19 protein-coding genes are annotated in these 24,438 nt (G+C 57.8%); 1 reads left to right on the forward strand and 18 read right to left on the reverse strand.

Annotated elements, in window-relative coordinates; translation table 11 throughout:
• Position 1: 1 nt before the first annotated feature.
• The 18 genes from J4772_RS30520 to J4772_RS30605 form a co-directional block, all read right to left on the reverse strand.
• The gene (locus tag J4772_RS30520; RefSeq protein ID WP_209072784.1) at positions 2–3,157 is read right to left on the reverse strand and encodes an alpha-L-rhamnosidase; all 3,156 of its coding nucleotides are present in this window, start codon (positions 3,155–3,157) and stop codon (positions 2–4) included.
• 24 nt (positions 3,158–3,181) lie between these two features.
• Positions 3,182–4,168, reverse strand: a complete 987-nt coding sequence (locus J4772_RS30525) for a sugar phosphate isomerase/epimerase family protein (protein WP_116065760.1) — start codon at positions 4,166–4,168, stop codon at positions 3,182–3,184.
• Positions 4,169–4,202: 34 nt separating this feature from the next.
• Positions 4,203–5,090: a carbohydrate ABC transporter permease gene (locus J4772_RS30530; protein WP_116065759.1), complete on the reverse strand. Its 888-nt coding sequence runs from the start codon at positions 5,088–5,090 to the stop codon at positions 4,203–4,205.
• Positions 5,091–5,106: 16 nt separating this feature from the next.
• On the reverse strand, positions 5,107–6,003 hold the full coding sequence (locus J4772_RS30535; protein WP_246017152.1) for an ABC transporter permease: 897 nt from the start codon (positions 6,001–6,003) through the stop codon (positions 5,107–5,109).
• A 73-nt stretch (positions 6,004–6,076) separates the two neighbouring features.
• Positions 6,077–7,789 (reverse strand): extracellular solute-binding protein, encoded by a 1,713-nt coding sequence (locus J4772_RS30540; RefSeq protein ID WP_209072785.1) that lies wholly within the window; start codon positions 7,787–7,789, stop codon positions 6,077–6,079.
• Positions 7,790–7,949: 160 nt separating this feature from the next.
• Positions 7,950–9,593: a response regulator gene (locus J4772_RS30545; protein ID WP_209072786.1), complete on the reverse strand. Its 1,644-nt coding sequence runs from the start codon at positions 9,591–9,593 to the stop codon at positions 7,950–7,952.
• A gap of 6 nt (positions 9,594–9,599) precedes the next feature.
• Positions 9,600–11,363 carry a sensor histidine kinase gene (locus J4772_RS30550; RefSeq protein WP_209072787.1) on the reverse strand — a complete coding sequence of 588 codons (1,764 nt, stop codon included), beginning with the start codon at positions 11,361–11,363 and terminating at the stop codon, positions 9,600–9,602.
• Positions 11,364–12,111: 748 nt separating this feature from the next.
• Entirely contained in the window at positions 12,112–12,996 is an 885-nt protein-coding gene (speE, locus tag J4772_RS30555) for a polyamine aminopropyltransferase (RefSeq protein WP_209072788.1), read from the reverse strand.
• A 71-nt stretch (positions 12,997–13,067) separates the two neighbouring features.
• Positions 13,068–13,886 (reverse strand): metallophosphoesterase, encoded by an 819-nt coding sequence (locus J4772_RS30560; protein ID WP_209072789.1) that lies wholly within the window; start codon positions 13,884–13,886, stop codon positions 13,068–13,070.
• Positions 13,883–14,863 carry an ABC transporter ATP-binding protein gene (locus J4772_RS30565; protein WP_209072790.1) on the reverse strand — a complete coding sequence of 327 codons (981 nt, stop codon included), beginning with the start codon at positions 14,861–14,863 and terminating at the stop codon, positions 13,883–13,885. Before J4772_RS30565 ends, J4772_RS30560 begins: the two co-directional genes overlap by 4 nt.
• Positions 14,860–15,843 (reverse strand): ABC transporter ATP-binding protein, encoded by a 984-nt coding sequence (locus tag J4772_RS30570; protein ID WP_209072791.1) that lies wholly within the window; start codon positions 15,841–15,843, stop codon positions 14,860–14,862. The genes J4772_RS30565 and J4772_RS30570 overlap by 4 nt, the downstream gene beginning before the upstream one ends.
• 15 nt (positions 15,844–15,858) lie before the next feature.
• Positions 15,859–16,677 carry an ABC transporter permease gene (locus J4772_RS30575; protein WP_116065924.1) on the reverse strand — a complete coding sequence of 273 codons (819 nt, stop codon included), beginning with the start codon at positions 16,675–16,677 and terminating at the stop codon, positions 15,859–15,861.
• Positions 16,678–16,682: 5 nt separating this feature from the next.
• Positions 16,683–17,627 (reverse strand): ABC transporter permease, encoded by a 945-nt coding sequence (locus tag J4772_RS30580; protein WP_209072792.1) that lies wholly within the window; start codon positions 17,625–17,627, stop codon positions 16,683–16,685.
• Positions 17,628–17,641: 14 nt separating this feature from the next.
• Positions 17,642–19,249 carry an ABC transporter substrate-binding protein gene (locus J4772_RS30585; protein WP_209072793.1) on the reverse strand — a complete coding sequence of 536 codons (1,608 nt, stop codon included), beginning with the start codon at positions 19,247–19,249 and terminating at the stop codon, positions 17,642–17,644.
• 19 nt (positions 19,250–19,268) lie between these two features.
• Positions 19,269–20,003 (reverse strand): MBL fold metallo-hydrolase, encoded by a 735-nt coding sequence (locus J4772_RS30590; protein WP_209072794.1) that lies wholly within the window; start codon positions 20,001–20,003, stop codon positions 19,269–19,271.
• A gap of 22 nt (positions 20,004–20,025) precedes the next feature.
• Entirely contained in the window at positions 20,026–20,886 is an 861-nt protein-coding gene (locus J4772_RS30595; RefSeq protein ID WP_209072795.1) for a MurR/RpiR family transcriptional regulator, read from the reverse strand.
• A 12-nt stretch (positions 20,887–20,898) separates the two neighbouring features.
• Positions 20,899–21,615, reverse strand: coding sequence for an HAD family hydrolase (locus tag J4772_RS30600; protein WP_209072796.1), 717 nt, complete (start codon positions 21,613–21,615; stop codon positions 20,899–20,901).
• Positions 21,616–22,016: 401 nt separating this feature from the next.
• Positions 22,017–23,513 (reverse strand): M14 family metallopeptidase, encoded by a 1,497-nt coding sequence (locus tag J4772_RS30605; RefSeq protein WP_209072797.1) that lies wholly within the window; start codon positions 23,511–23,513, stop codon positions 22,017–22,019.
• A gap of 145 nt (positions 23,514–23,658) precedes the next feature.
• Between J4772_RS30605 and J4772_RS30610 the strand changes: the two genes are divergently transcribed.
• Positions 23,659–24,339 carry an SOS response-associated peptidase gene (locus J4772_RS30610; RefSeq protein ID WP_209072798.1) on the forward strand — a complete coding sequence of 227 codons (681 nt, stop codon included), beginning with the start codon at positions 23,659–23,661 and terminating at the stop codon, positions 24,337–24,339.
• Positions 24,340–24,438 lie beyond the last annotated feature (99 nt).

Below are 24,438 nucleotides of genomic sequence, written 5' to 3' on the forward strand. Positions count from 1 at the left end.
CTCACCACGCCGAAGAGCCGAACTCGTAACGGCCGGAGCCGACGCGGAAATAAGCGGCCCAGACGTCGCGCCGGACGAACGTCCATCCGTCTCCCGCAGCGCCCGGAATCGTCTCGATCGTCTCGCCGTCGACTCGGACGGCCGCATCCGCCCTCGCGGGCAGCCGCACCTCGGCCGACGTGTTCGCGGGCACTTCCGCCCGCAGCGTAAGGCCGTCCTCCGAGACGTGCCAATCGCTCTCGATTCGTCCGTACGGGCCGTCGTATTTGCACCCGGCGAACGTCAGCTCTCCGCCCGGCAGCGGGCGAATGCGGAACGACCGGAAGCCGGCCTCCTCCTCGTCCAGATCGATGCCGAACAGAAAGCGATACACCCATTCTCCGACCGAACCGAGCGCATAGTGGTTGAAGGAGTTCATCTCCGGGTCCTGGAACCCTCGCTCCCCGTTCCAACCGTCCCAGCGCTCCCAGATCGTCGTCGCTCCGTTCATCACCGGGTACAGCCAGGAGGGGAACGTCTTCTGAAGCAGCAGACGGTAAGCCGTTTCCGTCTCGCCGAACTCGGACAGCAGCGGCAAAATATAGGATACGCCCATAAAACCGGTCGTCATATGCCAATCTCTCTGCCGGATGTCCTCGACGAGCCGCCGCAGCGCGGCGCGTTCCGATTCCTTGGGCAGCAGGCCGATCATGAGCGCGAGCACATACGCGGTCTGCGTGCCGCTCTCGATCTCTCCGTCCTCGCGGACGAATCGCCCGGCGAAAGCCTGCTTCAGACGCTCGAACAATTCGCCGTACCGGACAGCGTCCTTCTCCCGGCCGACGATTCCCGCCATGCGCGCCATCAGCTTCACGCTGTAAGCGAAGAAAGCGGCGTTGATAAGCGCCCGCGGCGTCTCCGCTCCGAAGGACAGATGGTCGCCGAAGCTCTCCGTTCGCCGCACCAGATTGTCGTCGCTGTCGCGCTCCATCCAGACGATCCATCGGGCCATCGCCTCATAGTTGTCCTCGATGACCCTTTTGTCCCCGTAAACCCGATACATCGTCCAGGGCAGAATTACGCCTCCGTCCGCGAAGAAAACGTGCCCTTTGCCGAAATGCTCGACGAATGGAGCCACGTCCGGCATCGCGCCGTCGTCTCCCTGGGCGTCGCGAATATCCTGCATCCACTTGTCGTAAAAACCGGCGCAGTCCATATTGTAGGTCGCCGTTCTCGCAAAAGCGTGAGCGTCCCCCGTCCAACCGAGCCTTTCGTCCCGCTGCGGGCAATCGAGCGGCACGCCGAAGAAATTGCCTCGTTGGCTCCACTTGACGTTGTCCATCAGCCGGTTCAGATGAGGGTGGGACGTGCGGATGTCGGACGTCTCCTCGCAATCGGAGCGGACGACGATGCCGACGAGGCGTTCCGGCGTCAGTTCTCCTGGGTAACCGTCAATCTCGACGTACTGGAAGCCGTGATACGTAAATCGCGGCTCGTACGTCTCCTCGCCCGAGCCTCCGGCGATATAGACGTCCGTCTGCTTCGCCGTGCGCAGGTTGGCCCGGTATAGTCGGTCCTCTCCTTCCAGTCGCTCTGCGTAACGCAGCGTGACGCGCTGTCCGGAAGTTGCCCCCGTCATCGTTAACCGTATCCAGCCGACCATATTTTGACCCATATCGACGATGTAACGACCTTCTCCGACCCGTCGAACCGACAGCGGAGCCCGCTCCTCGATCGGACGGATCGGCGGACCCTGCCGAGCGCGCATTCGCCCGCCCGGCAATTCGGTTTCCGGAACAGCGGTCTTCCGCTCGGTCTCCCTTCGCTTGCCGTCCGCCGAAAGCCGCGCGTCGTACGTCTCGCCCATGTACAGATCCGCCGAGACGACCGGACTCCTCCAAGCCTCCCAGCTTTCATCGCTGGCGATCGTCTCGCTCGTTCCGTCGCTATAATCGATCCTCAGCTGCGCGCGGCAGGCGAGCTTTTTACCGTAGTGATACGGACCGCAGATGCCCAGATGTCCCGCGTACCAGCCCGGGCCGATGTCGGCCTGCAGCCGGTTATCCCCTTCGTTCAGCCACTCGGTCACGTCGTACGTTTGATAAGGAATGCGAATGCGATAGTCGGTCCAGCCTGGGGAGAAAACGTCGTCCGCAACCGGTCGGCCGTTTAATCGACTCTGATAAATGCCGAGAGCGGAAATATATAGCCGGGCGCTTGCGACCGGCTTGTCGATCCGAAACGCGCGGCCGAACGTCGGACACGGGCCTAAGCCGGTATTGACCGGATACAGAATGCGCTTGTATACGCTCCAATCCCCTTCCCCGAACTCGGCGATCCGGACCGCGGACCGCCATAGGCCCGACAACTCCGCGTCCGGAGAAATCCAGCCTTCCTCCGGTTCGTCCGTCGCCAGCCAATGCCCCTCGCCGCCGAAGTCCCGAACGCTTCCGTTCGCGAACGTCAGACGCAGCTTGGCGACCAAGCCCGCTCTCTCGCCGTCCGCCGCGCAGGCGATAACGTTGCGACCGATTCGCAGCAGTTCCTTGATGTCCAACACGACCGCCTGCAAATAAGGATAATAGAGTCCCTCGTCATGCCCGTTCACATGGATATACAGCGAATCGGCGGCGAAGACGTGCAGCTTCGCTTCAGTCGGCAGCTCTTCAAGCTCGAACGCCATCCTGAAGTGACGCCGCTTGCCGTCCCCGGCTGCCTCGCCAGCGCTCTCTTCATTCCGGTCCCAGAGCACCGGGACGCCCTTCAGCAAGTCGGGCTCCGGCTGCCGGTCCGGCAGGAACGGGGCGGTGATCCATCGCCCGTTCCATTCCTCCTGCGCCAGCAGCCCCGTCTCCCAGTAGCCGGTCTCGCTCCACTCGCTCTCGTTTCCGTCTTTGTCCCATGCTTTAAGCTTCCAATAATAGCGGGTTTGCGAACGCAGATCGGGTCCGCCGTATTCGATATGACGGCATTCCCCGGACTCGATCCTGCCACTGTCCCAGACGCCGCCCCTATCCTTCTCCAATTCGTCCCGGCTGTCGGAGACCAACACCCGGTAGGCGGTTTGGCGTTCTCCCCTTCGGTCGGATTTCAATTGCCAGCTCAGAGCCGGACGCGCACGGTCGATACCGAGCGGATTACGCTCCGCATCGACCTTAAGGTTGACTACGCTTATCATGATGTCCTCTCCCTCTTCGTTCCGTCAGCGAACCGGCGACAGCAGAAGCTTGCGCAGGTAGGCGGCAATCTCGGGAGATTTCCCGCTTTTCAGAAGCGCTTCGATCTCTCCGGAGGGAATCGAATCGACGAGCCGTACGAATGCCTCCATCGCGTCCACGCCTTCGCGTACCGCCTCCAGACCATCCTCGCGATACGGATACTGATCGATCGACAGCCAACCGTCGTAGCCGGTCCGCTTGAGCCAATAGAAAAATTCAAGCGTCTCGATCGTATGAACGCTGCCGACGATCATATCGTCGTCCCAGTGCCGGAAATTGTCGTTCATATGCACGTGGAACAGCCGGTTCCCGTACTTCTTGAGCAGAGCGACCGATTCCGCCGGAGTTTCGTAAGCGTTCAGCGCATGGCCGAAATCGATCGTCACGCCGACGTTGTCCGCACCGGTCTCCTGGGCCATCAGAATCGACATCGCCGCCGTGCTCAGATAGCTATGGGTGCGCGGCTCCTTCGGCTTGTATTCCAGTGCGACTCTAACGTCCGGACGATATCCGCTTACCTCCTTCAGCCCTTCCCCGAACCAGTCGCGTTCTTCGATGTAGTCCGCCTGGAACAGGTAATCGTAGCCGTCCTGACCGGGCCAGAGCGAGACGAGATTTCCGCCCAGCTCCACCGCGGCGTCGATCATCTCCTTCGTATGCGCGACCGCATCGCGGCGAACCGCAGGGTCCTTGGCGGCGAAGCTCCCGTTTTTCCACTTCATCTGCCCGAAATGGTCCGGAATGATCGACGCCAGCTTCAGCCCGTAGCGCTCAAGATGACCTTTCAGCTCCTTGACGTTCTTGTCCGTCACATGCCAGGTGCCCACCAGCTCTACGCCGGTCACTTGAGGGATGTGCGAGACCCGTTCGAACAGCTCCGAGATCGTAAACGGCTCCGCGTAGCCTCCGGTCACGTACCGATCCGAGCAGCTCCCTACGTTCGATAAAATAACGGAATATTTGGCTGTCATTGTTCGTTTCCTCCTCTTGTCGAAAATAAACAGATTATTCCTTCACGCTGCCGAGCACGATGCCATGGATGAAGTAACGTTGAAGGAACGGGTAGACGAGCAGAATCGGCAGCATGCCGACGAATACTTGCGCCGCGCGTGCCGTGCGGTCCGAAATGCGGTTGAACAGCCGCGCGGTCTCGGGATCGGTGAATTTGGACAAGTCCGGCATCGTGATGACGGTCTGCAGGTAGCTGGACAGCGGATACTTATCCGGGCTGTTCATGAGCAACAAACCATCGAACCACGAATTCCAATGCCCGACGACGGTGAACAGCGTAATCGTCGCGAGGGCTGGCGTGGACAGGGGAATGTAGATACTCAGCAGAATTCGCCAGTCCCCGGCTCCGTCCATACGCGCCGATTCGTTCATCTCGCGCGGCAGCCGCCGGAAGAAATTCAGCAGCAGGATGATATTGAATACCGGCACCGCTCCGGGCAGCACAAGCGCCCAGATTGAGTTGAGCAGATCCAGATTTTTGATCGTCAAATACCAGGGGATCAATCCGCCGCCGAATAGGATCGTTACAACGAAATACCAGACGTATACCGATCTCAGCCGGAAATCCCGGCGTTCCTTGGACAGCGGGTAAGCGCACAGCAGCGTCAGCGCCAGGTTAATCGCCGTGCCTAAGGCGACCCGCTGCAGGGTAATGCCCATCGAACGGAAAAATTGTCCTTGCGAGGCGACATATTCATAAGAAGCCCAGGTAAAATCGCGCGGCCAGAACAGCACGCTGCCCGCGGCCACCTGTACCTTCGAGCTCAGAGACAGCGCCAATACGTGCAGAATAGGCAGGAAGCACAGCGCTGCCAGCATCGACAGCACCGCATAATTGGCCAACCGGAAGCTTCTCTCGCTCCACGACGTTGTCTTGACCATCCGTCAGCCACTCCAATCAGAAAATTCGATAGTTGGCGTACCGGTACGCCAGTCCGTAGGATACGGACACCAACACGAAGGAGACGAGCGACTTGAACAGGCCGAGCGCCGCCGACACGCTGAATTGATAGTCCTGCAAGCCGATCCGGTAGATCATCGTGTCCAGAATGTCCCCGCTCTCGTACACCGGCGGACTGTACAGGTTAAACACCTGGTCGAACCCGGCGTTCAGTACGTTGCCGAGACTGAGCGTCATCATCAGCACGATGATCGGCGCCATGCCCGGCAGCGTAATGTGCAGCGTCTGCTTCCAGCGGCTCGCGCCGTCGATGACGGCCGCTTCGTACAGCGTCGGATTGATGCCCGTGAGCGCCGCCAGATAAATAATCGTATCGAACCCGAATTGCTTCCAGGTGTCCGACACAATCAGCGTCCAAGGGAACCATTTGTTGTCTCCGAGGAAAAATACCGATTCCAATCCAAGCCCCTGAAGCAGTTGGTTAACGATGCCCTTTAACGAAAGCACGTCCATCAAAATGCCGGCAAGGATGACCCAGGAGAGAAAATAAGGCAAGTAGATTAACGTCTGCACCGAACGTTTGAACAAGGCGCTGCGGATTTCGTTAAGCAGCAGAGCGGTCACGATCGGAACGATCAGGTGCAGAACGATTTTGGCCGTCGCGATAAATATCGTGTTCCAGAGCACCCGGTTGAAGTCGGGCAGCTCGAAAATGTACTGAAAGTTCTCCAGCCCGACCCATTGGGATTTGAGAAATCCTTTGGTCGGATAATACTTCTGGAAGGAGATGACGATTCCGAACATCGGAATGTAGCAGAACAGGAACAGAAACAGAACTCCCGGAAGCAGCATAATGTGATTGGCGCTTTCCTGTCTCCACTTGCGGTTGAACACGTTTGCTCTCACCTCCCGCCGCCGCGGCAGACGGACGCCTGGCGTCCGCCTCCCTCAAGCGGGTCGTCTGTCTTTACTTGTTGCTCGCGTACCACTCGTTGACTTCCTGCGTAATTTGGTCTCCGCCAAGCTTTTTCCAGTTGGTTACGAAGCTGTCGAAATCGTCGATCGGCGCCGCGTTCATGACGATTTTCACGAAGGTTTCGTTCTGCATTTTCCCTAGCGTCGACATCTTCTCGTCCGCCGTCTTCGTGGAACCTCCGAAATACTTATCGATGACGACGCCGTCCGGCTGCAGCTGATATCGGTCGCGCACCTCGAACGGGCTGACGGCCGACTGATGAATCCACCATTGCTGCCATTTCTCGGGATCGGAGCCGTCCGTTCCTTTGACGAGGTCATACGTATCTTTTAAGCTCTCGTTCAGTGCGGACGGATCGCCGGATGCCAACGCGTCCCGGACAAGCCGATAGTTATAGTCTTTGATATAGCCCTGGATCGGCGACAAGACATGCATCGCATACTTGGCGTTGTCTACCCAGGCATATTGCTTGTTATCGCCGTTCGTGCCGAGCTCGTCGTCTCCGTACACTTTGCGAACGAACAAATTCATCATTTTCACGGCCGCCTCCGGATTGGAGAAGCCCTTCTTGACGACATGAAAGCCGCCGACGGAGACGCCGACGCTCGGCTTGGCCGGCGTGCCGTCGATCGAAGGCAAAGGAAGCGCGATCCATGACGCGTTCGGATCGTTCTTGATCAGGTCAGCCGCGATAAGCGCGGACTCCGAGATCGTGCCGTAGAAAATGCCGAGCTTGCCGGATACGACATCCTCCTTCAGCCGATTGTAATCCTTCGTGCCAAATTCGCGGTCGATCAGCCCGTCCTTGTACATTTGCTGCAGCTTGGCAAGAGCGTCTTTCATCTGCGGAGCGATGCTGCCGTAGGCGAGCCGGCCGCTGCCGTCCTCGATCCAGATGTCCGGATAAGCATGGAAGCCGTTAAGGAAGCCTCCCATGGAGCCGCCGCCCATCGTGGCGCTTAGAATGCCGAGGCCAAGCGTGTCCGGTTTGCCGTTGCCGTCCGGATCCTGCTTCACGAACGCGTCGGCGACCTGTACCAGCTCGTCGATCGTCTTCGGTTCTGGCAGATTCAGCTTCTGCAGCCAATCGGAGCGGACGTACAGCGTCAGCAGCGAGTCCCGCGGATCGCCGCCGTATTGCGGGATCGCCATCAGCCTGCCGTCGTAGGTAGCCATTTTTTGGGCCGGGGCCAGCGCTTCCGCGACCTGCTCTTTTAAATAAGGCATCGCGTAGCGGTCGAACACGTCCGTCAAATCCTCGACCATGTCCGCTTCGACGAGCTGGTTAAGTTGCTTCTTGGAGACGAGCATCAGATCGGGAATGTCCCCCGAAGCGATTGTCACGTTCATCTTGTTGTCGTACTGCGTGGAGTCCACCATCCAGTTCCATTTCAGGTTGACCCCGAGCGTCTCCCGGTACAGCTTCGTCCAGCGGTTGTCGTTGTCCCAAGTCTCCCCGTCCGGGAACGTTGCCCAGCCCGCCGTAGCCAGAACGGACGTCATCGTCACCGGCGGATCGATCTTGCCGAACGGGTCGGCGTCTCCTGCCGGAGAAGCTTCGCCGGAGTCCGTCGTCGTCGCCGAAGGCGTAGGCGTGTTGGCGGGAGTCCCGCCGTTGTCTTTGCCGTTGTCGCTGCAAGCGCCCAGCACGGTTGCCGTAAGCATGACGGCCAGCAGCGCGCTCCATCCCTTTTTTCCTAGCATTCTTTGTGCCCCTTTCCGTGTATCGAATGTGGATTTCATGTGGCAACCCGATTATAGCAACGCCGGTTCCGACCGCTCTATTCCAAAGATTTGACTTCCCGTTGCAACTTTTTGCTTGTACGGAAGCGGGACGAACGCACATCCGTTGCACATTTTCGACTTATCTTCGGCCTCGGACGGCAGCCTCTCTCCACTCCTGAGGCGTGACGCCGGCCGCTTTCTTGAACACTCGGTAAAAATATTGCACAGACGCGAAGCCGGCCGCGGCCGAAACGTCCTGAATGCGATTGCGAGGATCGGCGAGCAGTTCCTTGGCCAAGCGAATCCGGCAATCGGTGATGTATTCGGCAAGTCCTACGCCGTTCTTCTGCTTGAACAGGCGGGATAAATAAGAGGAGTTATGGCCGGCATTCTCGGCGATGGCGGTCAGGGAAATGTCGTCCGCCAGATGATCTTCGACATAAGCCTTCACCTTGGACATCAGCTCGTCTTCGCTCTGGCCCCGCAGCCGCTCGCGGAAATCGAAGATCGATTGCCCGCAGCTCCTCAAGTAGGCGACGGCCTCGTCCGGCGCTTCCCGCAAGTCGGGCCGGATCAACCGGCCCGCGTCCCAGCGCTCGTCCGTGCCGGCCAACCTTTGCTCCCTCGTATGAAACGACAGCAGCACGGAAGCGGCCATGTAATAATGCTTCTCCAGAAGCGCCGCATCGCGAGGCTCCAACAGCTCGTCCAGCAGCTCCAGGAACGGTGCGCGCCGATTGTTCTCGATCATCGAAGCGAGGCTTCCGATTAAATTCGCCGCGTCCCAGGGATAGATTTCTTCACGATCATCGGCAGACCGTTGATCGACCATCAGCGTTTCCCGGCCCGAACCGAGCCCCCACAGCATGCTTCCCTTGAGCGCCGCGAACTTGCGTCCCAATCCTTCCCATGTCGTCGGAGCATCGGCCAGGGCGACGGACAGCTCCAGCTTTAGCAGGTCTTTGCACGCCCCCTGAATGAGCTCGAACGTACCCTGGAGGAAACGGACGATCATGCTCCACGTATCCTCTCTCACGCGCGGCGGGCTGTCCGGATGCAACCCCTTAGGCTGAATCAACCAAAGCACGTTGTAGGGATCGAGCGGTACGGACAACGAGACGACCGTGGCGTCCAAATATTCGCCGGCGATATTACGAATCGAATACAGCAGCAGGTAACGATCGTAATGAGACAGCTCCTCCTTCCATTCGTCGATGCGGCATACGACCGGCAGCACGGACATCGCGGATTGCAGCGGAAGCCGCAGATCGTCGAATTGGCGCGCAAGCTCGCGCTCGGCCAGACGTTCCCCGTGAAGCAGCTGCCGGACGAAGTCCTGCTGCAGCGCTTCGGAAGCCGCCTTCATCTGCTGCTTCGATTTGTCGATTAACTGCTGAATCTCGATCTCGTCCTTCAGCTTCTCCAGCGCCTTCTCCACCGCTTCGATCAACCGTTCGTCTCCGTCGGTCTTGAGTACGTAATCGATCGCTCCGCCCCGGATCGCCTGCTGAACATAGTCGAAATCGTTAAAGCCCGACAGGAACACGAGCTTACAGCGCGGCCAGTAACGGGCAATCTCGCGCTGCAGTGTAAGGCCGTCCATGCCGGGCATGCGGATGTCGGAGACGACGATGTCGATTTTCGTCCGTTTTAACCAGTCCAACGCTTCTTTGGCCGAATAAGCCCCGACCGGCTCCAGGTCGAGATGCGGAAGCTGGCGGAACACCTCCAGCAAGCCCTCTACTACATAATCCTCGTTATCGACGATAAGCAATCGGTTCATGGAACGTTAACCCCTTTCCTCCGCGGGAAGCCTGATGTCTACGCGCATGCCGCCGAGCTCGCTGCGGGAGATGCGCAGACCGAACTCCGGACCGAATTTCAACGCCAGCCTCCGATGCACGTTCAGCACTCCGGTCGTCTCGATATCCTCCGCCGACGATTGCAGCCGTTCCGCAAGCGCTGCCAGCTTGTCGTCCGACAACAAATTGCCGTTATCCTCCACGATCAGCGAGAGCGTTCCCGATGCGGCATCTCGCGCGACCGAGAAGCGAAGAACGCCTCGCCCGTCCAGCTCCTCCAAGCCGTGAACGAAGGCATTCTCGACGATCGGCTGCACGATCAGCTTGGGAACGAGCCGATTCTCTTCGTCCTCCGGAAGCTCCTCCCACTCGATGCTTAGCTTGTCGCGAAATCTCATTTTCAGAATGTCGGCGTACGTTCGGGCGTGGTCGGCTTCCATTTTCAACGTGGCCTCTTCCCTGCCGTTGCGGGTAATGTACTTCAAATAATCTCCCAATAAACGCGTATACCGTTTGACGCTGTCGGTATCTTCGTCCTGGGCCATCCGGTGAAGCCGATAATAGGCGTTATAGAGAAAATGGGGATTGATTTGCGCCTGGAGGTGCTTCAGTTCGGCTCGCTGCGAGCGCAGTCCCTGTTCGTAGACGTCCCGGATAAGGGATTGGATCGTCCCGACCATTCTGTTAAACTGCTCGTAGAAGTAGTCGATCTCGTCGCGGCTGCGCGACTTGAGCTGTACGTCGAACGAGCCCTCGCTCACCTTGCGGAAGGCCCGGACGAGGCGCTGAAGCGGGCGCTGCAGGAACAGATAGATCCAGTAGGCGAACAGCAGCACGATCACGACCGCCGTCGCCATCAGAATCCGGAACCACCACTGATAGCCGGAGAGCGGCTTGAGCACGAGCTCCTCGGGCATATATAGCGTCAGAGCGAACCCGAGCTCGGCCGAGCGCTCGTAAGCGGCAATGTAATCGCGCCTGTCGACCGTCGTCACATTCCGTCCGGACGCTTCCGGATGGGATTGCGGCATCTCCGTCATCAGCCGCTGGAAACGATCGTTGCTGTCGTCTCCGGAGAGCAGCCAATCGCTCTCCAGCCCTGACAAAATCGCGTTTCCTCCGTTCTCGGTCAGCATGCGCGACAGGATGGACTTGATTTTGCGCTCGTTAAGCGTAATGACCAGCCAATAAGCCGGCAGTTCGTCCTCGTAGGTCCCCGTCGGAAACCGCTCGGCTTGAACCAGCTTCCCGTGCCATACGAGGATGGGAGCGGCCTTCCGATTCATCAGCTCGTGGATCGCGGCATCCTCTGGCGTAATGGTATAAGCGATCCGATTCGGACGAATAATTTTCTGCTCCGAGGCCAGAAACAACGCTGCATCTTCGATATAAGCGCTGGACGACTTTAACGTCTGTATTTTCTTCTGAATAGCGCGCACCTCAACGCTGCGCTCGTAGTCCGTCATCACCGGCGACATCGTCGTGAAGCGCTGAATATCCTCGTCGAAAATGTACTCCCGTTTCAAATCGACGATATGCTCCAGAGCGGTGCTCAGCTCGGCGGTATAGAAATGAACCCGCGACGACAGCGAGTTCTCGATTTCCCTGCGAAGCGTCTTCTCGCCGTTTACAATAAGCAGCGAGCCGACGATCAGAATCGGCACGATGGCCGCCATGAAGACGAGCACGATTTTCGGATACAGACCGATGGACAGCAGGTTTTTACCCGCAAACGGTTTCATAAATCTCATGATGCCGAGCCTCCCTGGAAAACGAAAAGCTTTTGGACACCGGGAAGCGGTATTCCAAAAGCTTTTTTTCTATTATAACAAACCCGTTCGGGGGCCATCCGTTATAAATATTTTACTTTTTCGTTGTACGTTTTTGCGGTTGTCCTTGAAGCTTTCTCAAGACGTTTCGAAAATGGAGAAAACGAAGACTCAGTGTTTGTGTAAAATTAGACGCGCTGCACTCCCGAAAAGGCTATCTCGAAAGTATGGTCGTACAAGATGATCGATCACGAAAGTGCATGTATGTCCTGAAGACCTGATCACGCCCCATAACACATCGACGACGCTTAGGCGATATACAACCCTTGATTTTGGTCGACTTGTACGGTTTTTCTTACAAACTTCCATCGTTTGAGCTCGATTCGAGTTGCTTTGTACGGTTTTTCGAACAAATATTCTCATTTTGAACCTGATTCGAGCTGCTTTGTACGATATTCCGACTAACTTCCCTGCGTAAACTTTTGTGTGCAAATAGATAGATATTTCAGCGAATAAGGAACCCATCGTTTTCTCCACACTTCCGTCATGCCCCCTTATCGCTATCCGTACCCTCCCCGGTAAAACTAATTAATACAATAAAACACTTGCCGATTTTTTTAAACGAGGAAAATGCGAAGGCTTCCCCTCTCTTCTCGGAGGATTGTCCATAAGAAAGGGGCCGCCCCCGGTTCGGGACAGCCCCTATTGTCGCTTGAATGCCGCCTTAAGGCTATTTCGTCAGTTGGGCGCCTGCCGACGGGCCCAGCCTTTCTTTCAAGAAAGCCGGCAGAGAAAAGCAGCGGCGCATCAGCTCTTGGTTCGCATACAATGTGGTTTTATCGAAACGGATTCGTTCCGGTTCGGGAAGCTCTCGCTTGGAGCCCAGCGTAAAGCTCCACAAGCCTCCCGGATAAGTCGGAACGACGGCCGTATATAGGCGGGTGTAAGGGAAAATGCGCCCGATTCGGCGATACGTCTGCTCCATAATGTCGCCGTGAAAAATCGGGGACTGGCTTTGACATACCATAAGTCCGTCATCGCGCAGCGCCCGGCGCAGGCTTTCGTAGAAGGCCGGCTCGAACAGCGCTTGCGCCGGTCCGACCGGGTCCGACGAATCGACGATAATAACGTCGTATGCGGCTGTATACCGCTTGGCGAACTCAACGCCGTCGGCGTAATGATAATGAACTCGCGGATCGGACAGATTGCCGGACACCTCCGGCATATAGCGTTTGCTGGCTCTGACGACGGCCTCGTCGATCTCGACCAGATCGATCCGTTCCACGCTTTCGTATTTGGCCGCTTCCTTGGCGGCTCCGCAATCTCCGCCGCCGATAATCAGCACGTCTGTAGGACTAGGATGTATCGATAGCGGAACGTGCGTGATCATCTCATTGTAGATATGTCCGTCCTGCGAAGTCGTCTGTACGACGCCGTCGAGCACAAGCATGGGACCGAAATCGAACGAATCCAACACCATGACGTGTTGGAACGGGCTTTCTTCCTCGAATACGACTTCCTTGATGCGATAGCTAATCTTTAAATTGTCCCTCTCGTCCTCGGTCAACCACAGTGTACCCTGTGAGTTATGAATATACTTGGGTAACCGTATCAATTTTCAACCTCCCCCAGCAATGTCTTCCTTTCTATTGTATCAAAAAATCGCCGGAGGGTAGATTGTACGGCCTAATCTTCCAACACAATCGTCTGCAAGCAATCCCGAATCTCCGCGACCGCCGATGACTGCCGCCATTCCTTACGGTAGCCCAGACAGGCGCAGATCAGCTTCGTGCCTTGATCCTCGTAATCTTTTCGATAATGAACATGTCCCATAATTCCGTAGCGGACGCCGTGTCGCCGATACAGCTCGGCGTATTCCGTACTCCCGAGAAAAGCGTTAAAGTACGACCACTGCGGATGAGGCATCGGAACCTTGAAATACGGATGCCCCAGCATATGCGTGACCATCACGATGGATTTGCCCCGATGCTCCGCCAGCTCCCGCTCCAAGCTATCGTAAAAGTACTTATGGATGTCGCGGTTGCTCATTCCCCATGTCACATATAGGCTGTCCTGCCACGTCCGGTCCATCGCATGCATGCGTTCAAAATCGTCAAACGTATAGCCCGGCTCGCCCATCGTGTAGTCGTACCAGCCGGAATTGCCGAGCATAACCCAGCCGTTGTCGAGAACCGCGGGCCTTTCGCTCAGGCAGCCTTCGAACGTCTGAAATTGCCGGTAAATGCTCCACGTGTCGCGGTTGCCGTTGATCTTGCTCCAATAATCGTGATTGCCCGGAACGAACCAGACGGGAATGCCGCACCGCCGCTTCAGCTCATGGAGAACGGCAAGACTGCGGTTCGCGTCGTTGGAGATGTCCCCGGCGACGATCAGCCCGTCCAGTCTGCGCTCGCCGGCGACCTCGATCAGAGCCTCCTCGATCGAAGGCTCCCCTGCCAGCTCGTTCAAGTCGACGTGCAAGTCGGAAATAACGCCTATTTTCATCGTGTAACGTTCGCCTCCTCATAGTTGTGGCAGCTTACCTCTTGTCCGGGACCGACGGCCTTTAATTCCGGAGCGACCGTGCGGCATCGCTCCGTCGCCACCGGACATCTCGGATGAAACGCGCACCCGCTCGGAGGATGGATTGGACTGGGCACCTCTCCCTGAAGAGCCACGCGTTCCTTCCTCGCGGCCACGTCCGGAACCGACGAGAACAGCGCCCTAGTATAAGGATGAAGCGGTTGACCGCCGGCCTCTCCTACTGTGAAAATCTCTACCATTTTCCCCAGATACATGACGCCGACCCGGTCGCTGATATATTCCACGACGTTCAGATCGTGGGAGATGAACAAATAAGTCAGGCCCCGCTTCTGCTGAAGCTCCTTGAGCAGGTTCAAGATTTGCGATTGCACGGACACGTCGAGCGCGGACACCGCCTCGTCGATCACGATAAACTTGGGCGCAAGAATTAGGGCGGCGGCGATCCCGACGCGCTGCTTCTGTCCGCCGCTCAGCTCATGCGGATAGCGGCTCGCGAAGCCCGGGTCCAGCCCGACCTGCTCCAGCGTCTCCGCGACAAGTCTCCGCCTCTCCGGCTTATCGCCGATCCCGTGCACGACAAGCGGCTCCTCGAGCGTCCATCCGATCGTCTTCTTCGGATTCAAGGACGAGTACGGGTCCTGAAACACGATCTGTATGTCCTGACGAAGCCGCTTCAGCTCCTTCCCCGTTCGTCCGCCGACCGGAACTCCCCGATAGAGCAGTTCGCCGGCCGTCTGCTTCACAAGCTGCACAAGCATCTGGCCCGTCGTCGATTTGCCGCAGCCGCTTTCGCCTACCAGGCCGAAAATTTCTCCCTCGCCGATCCGGAACGATATGCCGTCCACCGCCCGCAGAACGCTGCGCTTCTCCAGCAGCCTTCGCTTCGGAACGGGATAATGCTTGGCGAGGGCGCGAACCTCGATCAGCGCCTCCATCATACCGCCCTCCCGCCGTCCGCATAGAGATGGCAGCGAACCCGGTGGTCCGGCGACGTCTCCGTCAGTTCGGGAGCGACTGCCTCGCACAAGTCCGTCGCGCTCGAACAGCGGCCCGCGAACGGACATCCCGTTCCCCGATCGGCCAGCGGCGGAACCCGGCCGGGAATCGTGTAAAGCGGACGCCCTCTCTTGCCGACACTCGGCAAGGATTGAAGGAGCCCCGCTGTATACGGATGCTTGGGACGCTCCAAAATGTCTCCGACCGGGGCGTCCTCCACGATATACCCGGCGTACATGACGATAACCCGGTCGCAAACCTCGCGAATGACGCCAAGATCGTGAGATATAAACAAAATCGCCGTGCCCAGCTCGCGATTCATATCGCGCAGCAGATCGAGAATTTGCGCCTGGATCGTAACGTCGAGCGCCGTCGTCGGCTCGTCGGCAATCAGCAGCTTCGGGCTGCAGACGAGCGCCATCGCGATCATGATCCGCTGCATCATTCCGCCGGAGAGCTGGTGCGGGTAATCGTCGTACAGACGGTCCACTCGGGACAGCCCGACGCGGCCCATCATGTCCAGTGCAAGCCGCTTCCCTTCTCGCTTCGACAAGCCCAGATGCGTTCGGGCCATCTCCGCGATCTGCTTGCCGACCGGCATAAGCGGATTGAGCGCCGACATCGGATTTTGGAAAATCATCGACACCAGCTTGCCTCGGACCCCGCTCCAATCTTGCGCGGAACCGGATGCCAACGGCTTGCCGTCCAGCGTCATCCCGCCATTGGTGATCGCCGCCGTCTCGGGCAGCAGCCCCATGACGGACAGCGAGGTCAAGCTTTTGCCGCAGCCGGACTCCCCGACGATGCCCACCGTCTCCTTCTCTCCAACCTTAAACGAAATCTGCTGCAATGCCGGATAAGCCTTGTTTCCGAGCGTAAACGCCACTTCCATATTCTCGATCTCAAGCAAGGCGCTTGCCATGACGGCCTCCTCCTCCTAACCTTTATTGTCGTAAGCGTCCCGGATCCCGTCTCCGAGCAGATTAAAGCCGAGCACCATCGTCGTGATCACGGCCCCCGTAATGAGGACGTACCACGGAGCGTTCGCGATGAACGGCTGCGCCTCGCTCAGCATCCGTCCCCAGCTCGGATCGGGCGGCTGCACGCCCAGCCCCAAATAGCTGAGCCCCGCTTCGGCGAGAATCGAGCCGGAAAAACGCAACGAGGCGGTCACGATAAGCGGCGAAGAAATATTGGGCAGGATGTGCAGAAACACGATGCGCAGCGGTCCCGCCCCCCGCGCCGTCGCGGCTTTGACGAATGTGAACTCCTTGTACTGGATAAACCCGCCGCGGGCGATTCTGGCAAACGCCGGAATGCTCATGACGCCGAGCGCCGCGATCGTGTTGCCCAGCCCGGGACCGAAGACGGTTACGAGCATAATCGCCAGCAAAATGCCGGGGAACGCCAGCTTCGCATCGATGACGCGCATCAGAACTTCATCCAGCCAGCCTCCGGCGTATCCGGCAAGCGCGCCGATCGCCAAACCGAACACCAAACCGATCGCCACCGAGGAGAAGCCGATCAGAAACGCCGTCTGGGCCCCCTCCATAATCCTGCTGAAAATATCCCGCCCGAAATTGTCCGTCCCCCACCAATAATCCGCCTGCGGCGGAGAGAGGCGCATTTCCGTGTTCATCTCGTTAGGAGCGTAAGGGGTATAGAACAGACTTGTCACCATAAAAGCAAGCAGCAGCGCGATCAAGCCGCCGCCGATCATCATCGGTTTGTTGCGGGTCAGCCGTTTCCATTTCATCTCGTTCACCTTTTCAGCCGAATGCGCGGATCTATGACTCTGTACAAAATGTCGACGATAAAGTTGATGCAGACGACGATCACCGCGATGTACAGCACCATTGTCTGCAGCAGCGGCAGGTCTCGCGTGCCGATCGAGGTGATCAGCAGATTGCCGAGCCCCGGCAAGGCGAACACGTTCTCCACGACGATGCTGCCGCCCAGCGTATCCGCAATCAGCAGGCCGATGATCGTCAGCACCGGGACGAGCGAATTCCGTAAAATATGCCGGTACAGGACGATCCTGTCGCGCAGCCCTTTGCTCCTGGCCGTGCGCACGTAATCCATGCGGAGCTGGTCGAGCAGCGTGTTGCGTAAATACCGGATGACGACGGCAATGCCGGGCACCGCGAGCGCGAGCGAAGGCAGAAACAGCGACCGGAACGCCTGCGCCGGGTTCTCGCTCCAAGGCACGTAGCCGTAAGTCGGAAACCACTTGAACGTGACGGAGAAGACCAGAATCAGAATAAACGCCAGCCAGAACGACGGCACCGCCAGCCCGAGCTGAGTGAACGCCGACAACAGCAGGGACGAGAGCTTGCCGTCCCTGCGCGCGATATAGACGCCCAGGGGAATGCCGATAAGCAGGGTAAGCCCCAAGGAAAGAATCGCGAGCGACACCGTTACCGGCAGGCGCTCGGCTACGATGTCCGCCACCGAACGATGGTAGCGGAGGGATTGACCGAAATCGCCGGCGGCCGTGTCCTTAACCCAGGTCCAGTAGCGCTCCGCTGCCGGACGGTCGAGGCCCATCGTCTGCCGAAGCTCGGCGAGCTGGTGCGGATCGGCGTCTACGCCGAGCACGATCTCCGCCGGATCGCCCGGCAGCACCTGGAAGACCAGAAACGTAATGACCGATACAAGCAGGACGGTAGAGCCCAATGAAGCCAGCTTCCGGATGTAAAATCTCACTGCGTTCTCCTTCGTTACTTCGTATAGTACATGGCGGCAAAGTCGTATTTCTGGATCGGATACATTTTAAAGCCTTCCAGACCGTCCTTCATCGCGACCGAGCGGCTCGGGTCCATAATGTACACCGCGACGGCCTGTTCGGTCAGCATCGTCTGCGCTTGCTTGTACAGCTCGGCCCGCTTGTCCAGGTCGATCTCCAGGCGCGCCTTGCCTACGAGCTCGTCGTATTCGGCGCTGCTGAATTTGAAGAAATTTTTGGCGTATTTCGAATCGTAACGTCCGAGCACCTCATGCGGATCCAGCTTGCCCGTCAAACCGACGATCGTCGCTTCGTATTTGGCATTGTTATACACGTCCTCCAGCCAGCTGCTCCATTCCACCTGCTTGATCGTCGCTTGAATGCCGGCGGCTTTCAACTGCTCGGCGATGACCTGCGCCGTATCGACGTGGAATTTGTAGTTGGACGGCACCGTAATCGTCAGCTTGATTCCTTGCTCGTAGCCCGCCTCCTTCAACAGCTGCTTCGCCTTCTCGGCATTCGGCTCGTAGCGCTTCTCCAGACCTTCCTGATAGTACATTTTCATCGCCGGGCTCATGTTGGAACCGAGCTTGACCCCGTTGCCTTCCGCCACCGTCTGAATGATGACGTCCTTATCGATCGCATAGTTGATCGCCTGGCGAACCTTAACGTCGTTAAGCGGCTCGACCGAATTGTTAAGCGCCATGAGCTGCACCATGTTCTGCGGTCCGGATACGATGCGGAAGCCTTCCCCGAGCTGCAGCGCTCCTTGCGAGGAGATGCCCGGCACCATGTCGATGTCGCCGGATTTCAGGGCAAGCACGGAGGCGTTAGCGTCCGGCATGAACTTGAATTCGACGCGATCGAGCGTCGGCGCATGCTCCCGGTCGTAGAAGCTTTCGTTTTTCTCCAGTACGAGCTGTTGGCCTGGCGTATACACCGAAAATTTGAACGGACCCGCTCCGATTGGTCTGGCGCTTTGCTCCTCGTAGTCCTTCGGAACGATGGCGACGATGTTGGCCGCCAGGAACGCGGCGTCCTTCTCCTTCAGCTTCGCGACGACGGTGTAGTCGTCCGGCGTCTCGAGGGTCTCGATCGCGGCGAACTTCGAGGACAGCGGATCCTTCCCGTTCAGTCCGGACAATTTGGCATAGGAGTAGTACACGTCCTCGGAGGTCAGATCGGAGCCGTCATGGAACTTGATGCCCTTCTTCAGCGTGAACGTGTAAGTCAATCCATCCTCGGATACGCTGTACGATTCGGCGATGGCCGGAACCAGCTCGCTGTTCTCGCCGCCCTCGAACAAGCCGTCGAATACGTTGTCCATCATCGAGCCGGTATCCGTCGCCGCCGACAAATAAGGATCCAGGTTGTCGGGCTCGGTAGCCATCGCCACCCGGACGGTGCCACCCTCGACTTTGCCCTCGCCGCTCGCCGCGGCGGAAGGAGACGGAGATGAGGTTACGACGCTTTCCGTCGGAACGGAGGAGGAGGAATTGCCGGAACCGTCTTTGCCCGTATTGCCTCCGCAGCCGGACAAAGCCACCGACGCCGCCATCAGGGCGGAGCAGCCTAGCATAAGCGATCTATTCAGCTTCAACAAGAGAAAAACCCCTTTCGATTCAAATGTTGATTTTCATATCGCAATAAGCGAGCCGGATCGGCCCCTTGTAATGCCTTGAAGCTTCTTCAACCAGTAGATTCCGCTCTCCGTAATGGGGCAGATGCGTCAGAATCGTCTGTCCCGCACCGGCCAGCGCCGCGATTTTGCCCGCTTCTCCAGCCGTCAGATGCCCTTTCATCCTGCCTGCCTGAATATCGTAAAAGCTGCTCTCGATAATCAGAACGTCGGCGGAGCGGGACAGCTCGATCAGCGCTTCGCAGTAGCCGGTATCGCCGGAATAGACGAGCGTTTTGCCTTCCGGCGACGTCAGCCTCACGGCCAGGCAAGGAATTTCGTGCACGTTCTCGGAAAACTCCAGCCTCGCGTCTCCGATCGTCGTTGCCTCTCCTGCGCGGACGGTATGCACGCGAACGCAATTCGGATACTCGAATGCGAGCTTGCCGATGTCCGCCTCGTTCGCGTACACGTCCAGCGGCTTGGAGCGCTCGCCGATCTGCATCAGAACAAGGATGGCGAACTCCAGGCTGTACGCGTCCGCAATATGATCCGCATGCGTATGCGTAAGCACGACCGCGTCCAGTTCTTCGAGCGCGCAGTGGTTTTGCAGACGGGAGAGCACGCCGCTGCCGCAATCCAGCAATATTTTCGCGCCCCCGCACTCGACCAAGTAGCCTGAGGTCGCTTCGTTTTTCTCGGGGTACGCTCCCCAACAGCCGATTACCGTAATATCCATCGAGTACCCTTTCCTGCCGCGATTATGGTTTCGAACGGTTCGTCCATTCGAAGTTGTCCTGGAACTGCTTGAACATCACTTCCATCTTTTCGATGTTCAGCTTGACTCTTTCTTTTTCCAAATGAGAGATTTCGTTGATCAGAGCGTTGACGACGGATAAAGCCGCCGTATAGGAGTCCAGAAAACCGGTCGACTTGCATGCCGCCAGCAGCGTCGTATCGGCCAGCTTCGCGAACGGCGACAGGCCGGAGTCGGTCAGCGCGATCACCTTCGTTCCCTGTTCCTTGGCCAGCGCCGCCACCTTGAGCGTTCGCGAGCAATATCTCGGAAAGCCGCACGCGAATACGAGATCGCCGGGTTTAATGTAGGATGCGTATTCCGCAACACCTCCTTGAGGAATCAGCTCGCAATTGCCGAGCATGTATTTCAGAACAAAGCTGAAGAAAGAAGTAACCGACAACCCCATCCGCCATCCCGCGATCCAGATTCGGTCCGCTTCCAGCAGCATCCTCGCCGCCTGACGAATGTGCGCCTTGTCCGTCCAAGCCATCGTCTCCCTCAGATTGTCGATCTCCCGGGCAAAATGCTTCTCGATCCACGACTCCTCCTGGCGGCTCGTCGTATGGACGAAATTGTGGACCGCCCGCTGATCCTTCAGGACGTGTCCCCGCAGTTCCTGAAGCATGCCCGTGAAGCTCTCGTACCCGAGCGCCTGGGCCAAACGGTGAACCGTCGCCTCGCTGACGCCGGACTTGTCCGCGATTTTCTGGGCGGACGACATGACCGCATCCTGCATGTTGGATTGAATGTAGTGCGCCGCTTTCTTCTGCGCGCCGCTTAATGAATCGAATTGCACCTGGATTTTCTCCGAAATCGTGGCCATCCGCCGAGCTCCTTATCCCGTAATCTCCAGCGACAGCCCGGGATGCCCGAGGTATGCCGCCACATCTCCAATGCCCTTGATGACCGGGCGGTAGGATAGTTCCTCGATGCCGAGGCTACCGTGGGCGTTGATAAGCAGGCAGTGCATACCGACTTTCTGGCTGCCTGCGACGTCGTCGTAATAGTTGTCGCCGATGTACAGCGATTCGCTCGCCGACACGCCGCCCCTGTCCAGAGCCATCCGGAAAATGTCCGGATGCGGCTTCTCGACGCCGACCTCCGAGGAGATGACGATTTCGTCCAGCTCCTCGTCCAGACCGTTGCGGGCCAGCACCTCCCGCGCCGACTCGTCCCAGTTGGAGATCAGTCCGAGACGGTAGCCCAGGCTTCGCAAATGCTGCAGCGTCCGTTTGGCTCCGTCGTAAGCCTGCCATTGCATCGGGCACTCCCGGGCGATATCCCGGTGGGCTTGCAGCACCTCCTCGATCGGCAGCGATAGCCGCAAATTGTAATTGAGCGTTCCCACGTACCAAGGCAGAAACGCGCGGCTGTCCTTGCCCAACACCCCCGGATATTCCCTCATGAACAGCTTGTCCGACCGGTGGTAGGCGATAGCGATCTCTTCTTTGCCGCGATATACGCCCATGCGCTCAAGCGCCTTCTGGTACGCTTCCTCCCGGTTCGTCTTCACCAGCGTATACCCGAGGTCAAACCATAAATAACGAATCATGTGTTCAGCAGCTCCCGCTTGTAGGATTTCCTTCACCTTTCCCGAAATGTCGCATTCCCTTCACAACTCCATCATAGAAAGCGAGTATTTGCAGAGCATTAATTCCAAGTCGGCGTTTCGTAAAAGTTGCGAACGTTTCGCTTGAACGGCGCGCGGCTATGATTCGGAGGGGCAGGCGGGGGTTAGAAGTCGCTTTTCTTGATTGAGGACCTTGCAAAAAGAGCGCAAAGGGGTATGTTCCTCCTGGAGACGCCTCATACGCTCCTGAAACCACCTTATCACGGGCTAACCCATTCAGGTTTCAGGTGCGTATAGCATCGAAAGGAGGTACATACCCCTTGCACTTTTATCATCGATATCTTGGACAGCAACTTGTTGTGCTTATGGGTCAGCCCCTTTTTTTACATGGATGCCGGCTCGATCGCCGCGGGCGGCTCGGACGGTTCAGACGGATTCTTAATCCAGAAAATACCTTCGACCGCTCGGATCAGCAGCCAATCCTGCCAGCGTTCGAGGCCTGCTGCGGTCTGCGCTTCCAGCTTCGCAGCCGCTGACTGCGCATCTGCCGGCGATCGGTAGGCTTCCGTATCCGGGCCGATCGCAACGGCCATACCGTCCAGCCTCTCGAACGGACCGACTAGCGTATGAAGCGAAGATACCCAAACCGCGCCTTTAGGCGATGAAATTTCCACCCAATCGCCTTTCTGTCTAAGCGCCTGATAGCGCCCCGGGTCCAGCTTGGTTACTAGCTTCGAGCCCAAATCCGGGTAGCGATAGCCCTGTTCGGTCTCGGTCAGCCGGATCTCCTCGTCCAACTCGGCGACGATCTGCCGGTTCAGCCATAAGGAGTACCCTTCCTTGGCCAGCATCCATACGGTATCTTTCTGCTGCTTCCAAATCCGATCCCATTCCGACAACGGGACATGCGTCGGCCCCGCGCCGCGACCAAGCTCCGGCGTTAGCGCCGGACGCCCGAACTCCTGAATGAACCAATCGGTAAATCCGCCCCCGGAGGGATTGGCGAGCGGCGCAAAAAGCCGATAGCCCGTCATCGCGGAATAGGCGCTGGCGATCGCCTTGTCGCGCTTCAAATTTGCCGGATCGGTTTTATAGTTCCAATACACAATTTCGCCGGAGGAATGATAGGCGACCGCGAGCTCCGGCACGGAAGCCAGCGTCAAATCGTAGACCGCCTGGGCTTCCTTGGCCTGCAGCGGCTTCTTTCCTTTGTAGTTCATATAAGCGGGGCCGCTTGCAGGATTCTGAATATCGTCCCAATCGGCGGGATAGGAGCGATTCAGATCGATGCCTTTGCCGTTGGCTTTCCAGCGCTTGAAGTTGCGACTGCCTCCGTTCATTTGAATGAGCGAGGCGTGCGTGTCGGGCGGCAAAGCCGCCAAACCGGACTGCTGCAGCGCAACCCCGTCGGGATTCACCATCGGCACGAACCGGATTGTGACGCGATCGAGCAAGTCCTTCGCCCGATAGCCCCCGTATACGACCGAGCCTTGCTCGTATTGGCGAGCCATCGTTTCAAGCTGCATCATGGCCGTGATCGTCGTGATCCATTCCCGCGCATGGTGAGACCCCATAATGAGAATAACGGCCGGGCCATGGCCGAGATCGGCCGTCCACAGCTCCCGTCCGTATTCGCTCGTTCCGGCGGACCCCAGCTTGATCAGCTCGGGATAACGGGACGCGAGCGCTTTCAAGTCGCGGCTCATGACGGAATAGGAATAGACCCGCTTGGGATTGACGATTGGAGAATTTATAGATTCAACAGTAACGGCAGTGGCGGTGGCGGCATTCGGAGCAGCCTCATCGCACCACGCAGATAAACACGAGAATAATAGAATAACCGTACATATCCGAATAAAAAAACGTTTAAACCCAACCATTCACCCGAATCTCCCAAAATCAAATTTTATCGATAATGGGATAAATTTCGACAATTTCCCGGGGAATTCCTTCTAAGTTGCGAGCAGTTTCGCTTGAACCGCGCATTCTGCTGTGATTCAATGAGTTTATAAGGGGGGACAAACGATGTGCGGAAGATTTACGATCGTAGTCACGATGGATGAGTTGATCAGACGCTATCTGACTGAGCAGCCGATGGCCCGAAACAACACCCCGCGATACAATATAGCCCCGATGCAAGAGGTGTGGGCGGTCATTCACGACGGCGCCAAAAATAGGCTCGGCGAGCTTCGCTGGGGGCTCGTGCCTTCCTGGGCCAAGGACGACAAAATCGGAAGCAAGATGATTAATGCGCGGGCGGAGACGCTGTTGGAGCGAGCTTCGTTCAAAACTCTCGTAGGGAGAAAAAGGGCGATCATTCCGGCGGACGGATTTTACGAGTGGAAGAAAAGCGGCAATTCGAAGCAGCCAATGCGCATTACGCTGAAAGAAGACGCTTTGTTCTCGATGGCGGGTTTGTACGATACATGGCAGACTCCGGACGGAAGCAAGCTCAGTACGTGTACGATCATTACGACGTCTCCCAACAGTCTGATGGCCGACATTCACGATCGCATGCCGGTCATTCTGCATCCGGAGGACGAAGCTTTCTGGCTGGACCGCAGCAACTCCGACACCAAGGCGCTTACAGCTTTGCTTAAGCCCTATCCGGCAGATAAAATGCGCGCCTACCCCGTCTCTCCGATCGTAGGCAACGTAAAAAACGATTCGGAGGAGTGCATCGCAGAGCAAGCAGCCTTGTTCTGAACGAAAGGGGGCGTCCTTAAGCGGACAACCTTCGCAGCCCGCAATCTGGTAGTGCCTCTTACGAATTTCAAATCCACTTTCCGTTGCTCCTTGCTCTCA

Source organism: Cohnella sp. LGH, assembly GCF_017671885.1.
Lineage (GTDB): Bacteria > Bacillota > Bacilli > Paenibacillales > Paenibacillaceae > Cohnella > Cohnella phaseoli.

Excerpts from the sequence above, each read along its gene's own strand:
- J4772_RS30560 (WP_209072789.1), bottom strand. The coding sequence starts at position 13,886 with ATGAAAATAGGCGTTATTTCCGACTTGCACGTCGACTTGAACGAGCTG.
- J4772_RS30525 (WP_116065760.1), bottom strand. The coding sequence starts at position 4,168 with ATGACAGCCAAATATTCCGTTATTTTATCGAACGTAGGGAGCTGCTCG.
- J4772_RS30610 (WP_209072798.1), top strand. The coding sequence starts at position 23,659 with ATGTGCGGAAGATTTACGATCGTAGTCACGATGGATGAGTTGATCAGA.
- J4772_RS30530 (WP_116065759.1), bottom strand. The coding sequence starts at position 5,090 with ATGGTCAAGACAACGTCGTGGAGCGAGAGAAGCTTCCGGTTGGCCAAT.
- J4772_RS30545 (WP_209072786.1), bottom strand. The coding sequence starts at position 9,593 with ATGAACCGATTGCTTATCGTCGATAACGAGGATTATGTAGTAGAGGGC.
- J4772_RS30520 (WP_209072784.1), bottom strand. The coding sequence starts at position 3,157 with ATGATAAGCGTAGTCAACCTTAAGGTCGATGCGGAGCGTAATCCGCTC.
- J4772_RS30565 (WP_209072790.1), bottom strand. The coding sequence starts at position 14,863 with ATGATGGAGGCGCTGATCGAGGTTCGCGCCCTCGCCAAGCATTATCCC.
- J4772_RS30570 (WP_209072791.1), bottom strand. The coding sequence starts at position 15,843 with ATGGCAAGCGCCTTGCTTGAGATCGAGAATATGGAAGTGGCGTTTACG.
- J4772_RS30605 (WP_209072797.1), bottom strand. The coding sequence starts at position 23,513 with ATGGTTGGGTTTAAACGTTTTTTTATTCGGATATGTACGGTTATTCTA.
- J4772_RS30595 (WP_209072795.1), bottom strand. The coding sequence starts at position 20,886 with ATGGCCACGATTTCGGAGAAAATCCAGGTGCAATTCGATTCATTAAGC.
- J4772_RS30550 (WP_209072787.1), bottom strand. The coding sequence starts at position 11,363 with ATGAGATTTATGAAACCGTTTGCGGGTAAAAACCTGCTGTCCATCGGT.
- J4772_RS30590 (WP_209072794.1), bottom strand. The coding sequence starts at position 20,003 with ATGGATATTACGGTAATCGGCTGTTGGGGAGCGTACCCCGAGAAAAAC.
- J4772_RS30600 (WP_209072796.1), bottom strand. The coding sequence starts at position 21,615 with ATGATTCGTTATTTATGGTTTGACCTCGGGTATACGCTGGTGAAGACG.
- J4772_RS30540 (WP_209072785.1), bottom strand. The coding sequence starts at position 7,789 with ATGCTAGGAAAAAAGGGATGGAGCGCGCTGCTGGCCGTCATGCTTACG.
- J4772_RS30575 (WP_116065924.1), bottom strand. The coding sequence starts at position 16,677 with ATGAAATGGAAACGGCTGACCCGCAACAAACCGATGATGATCGGCGGC.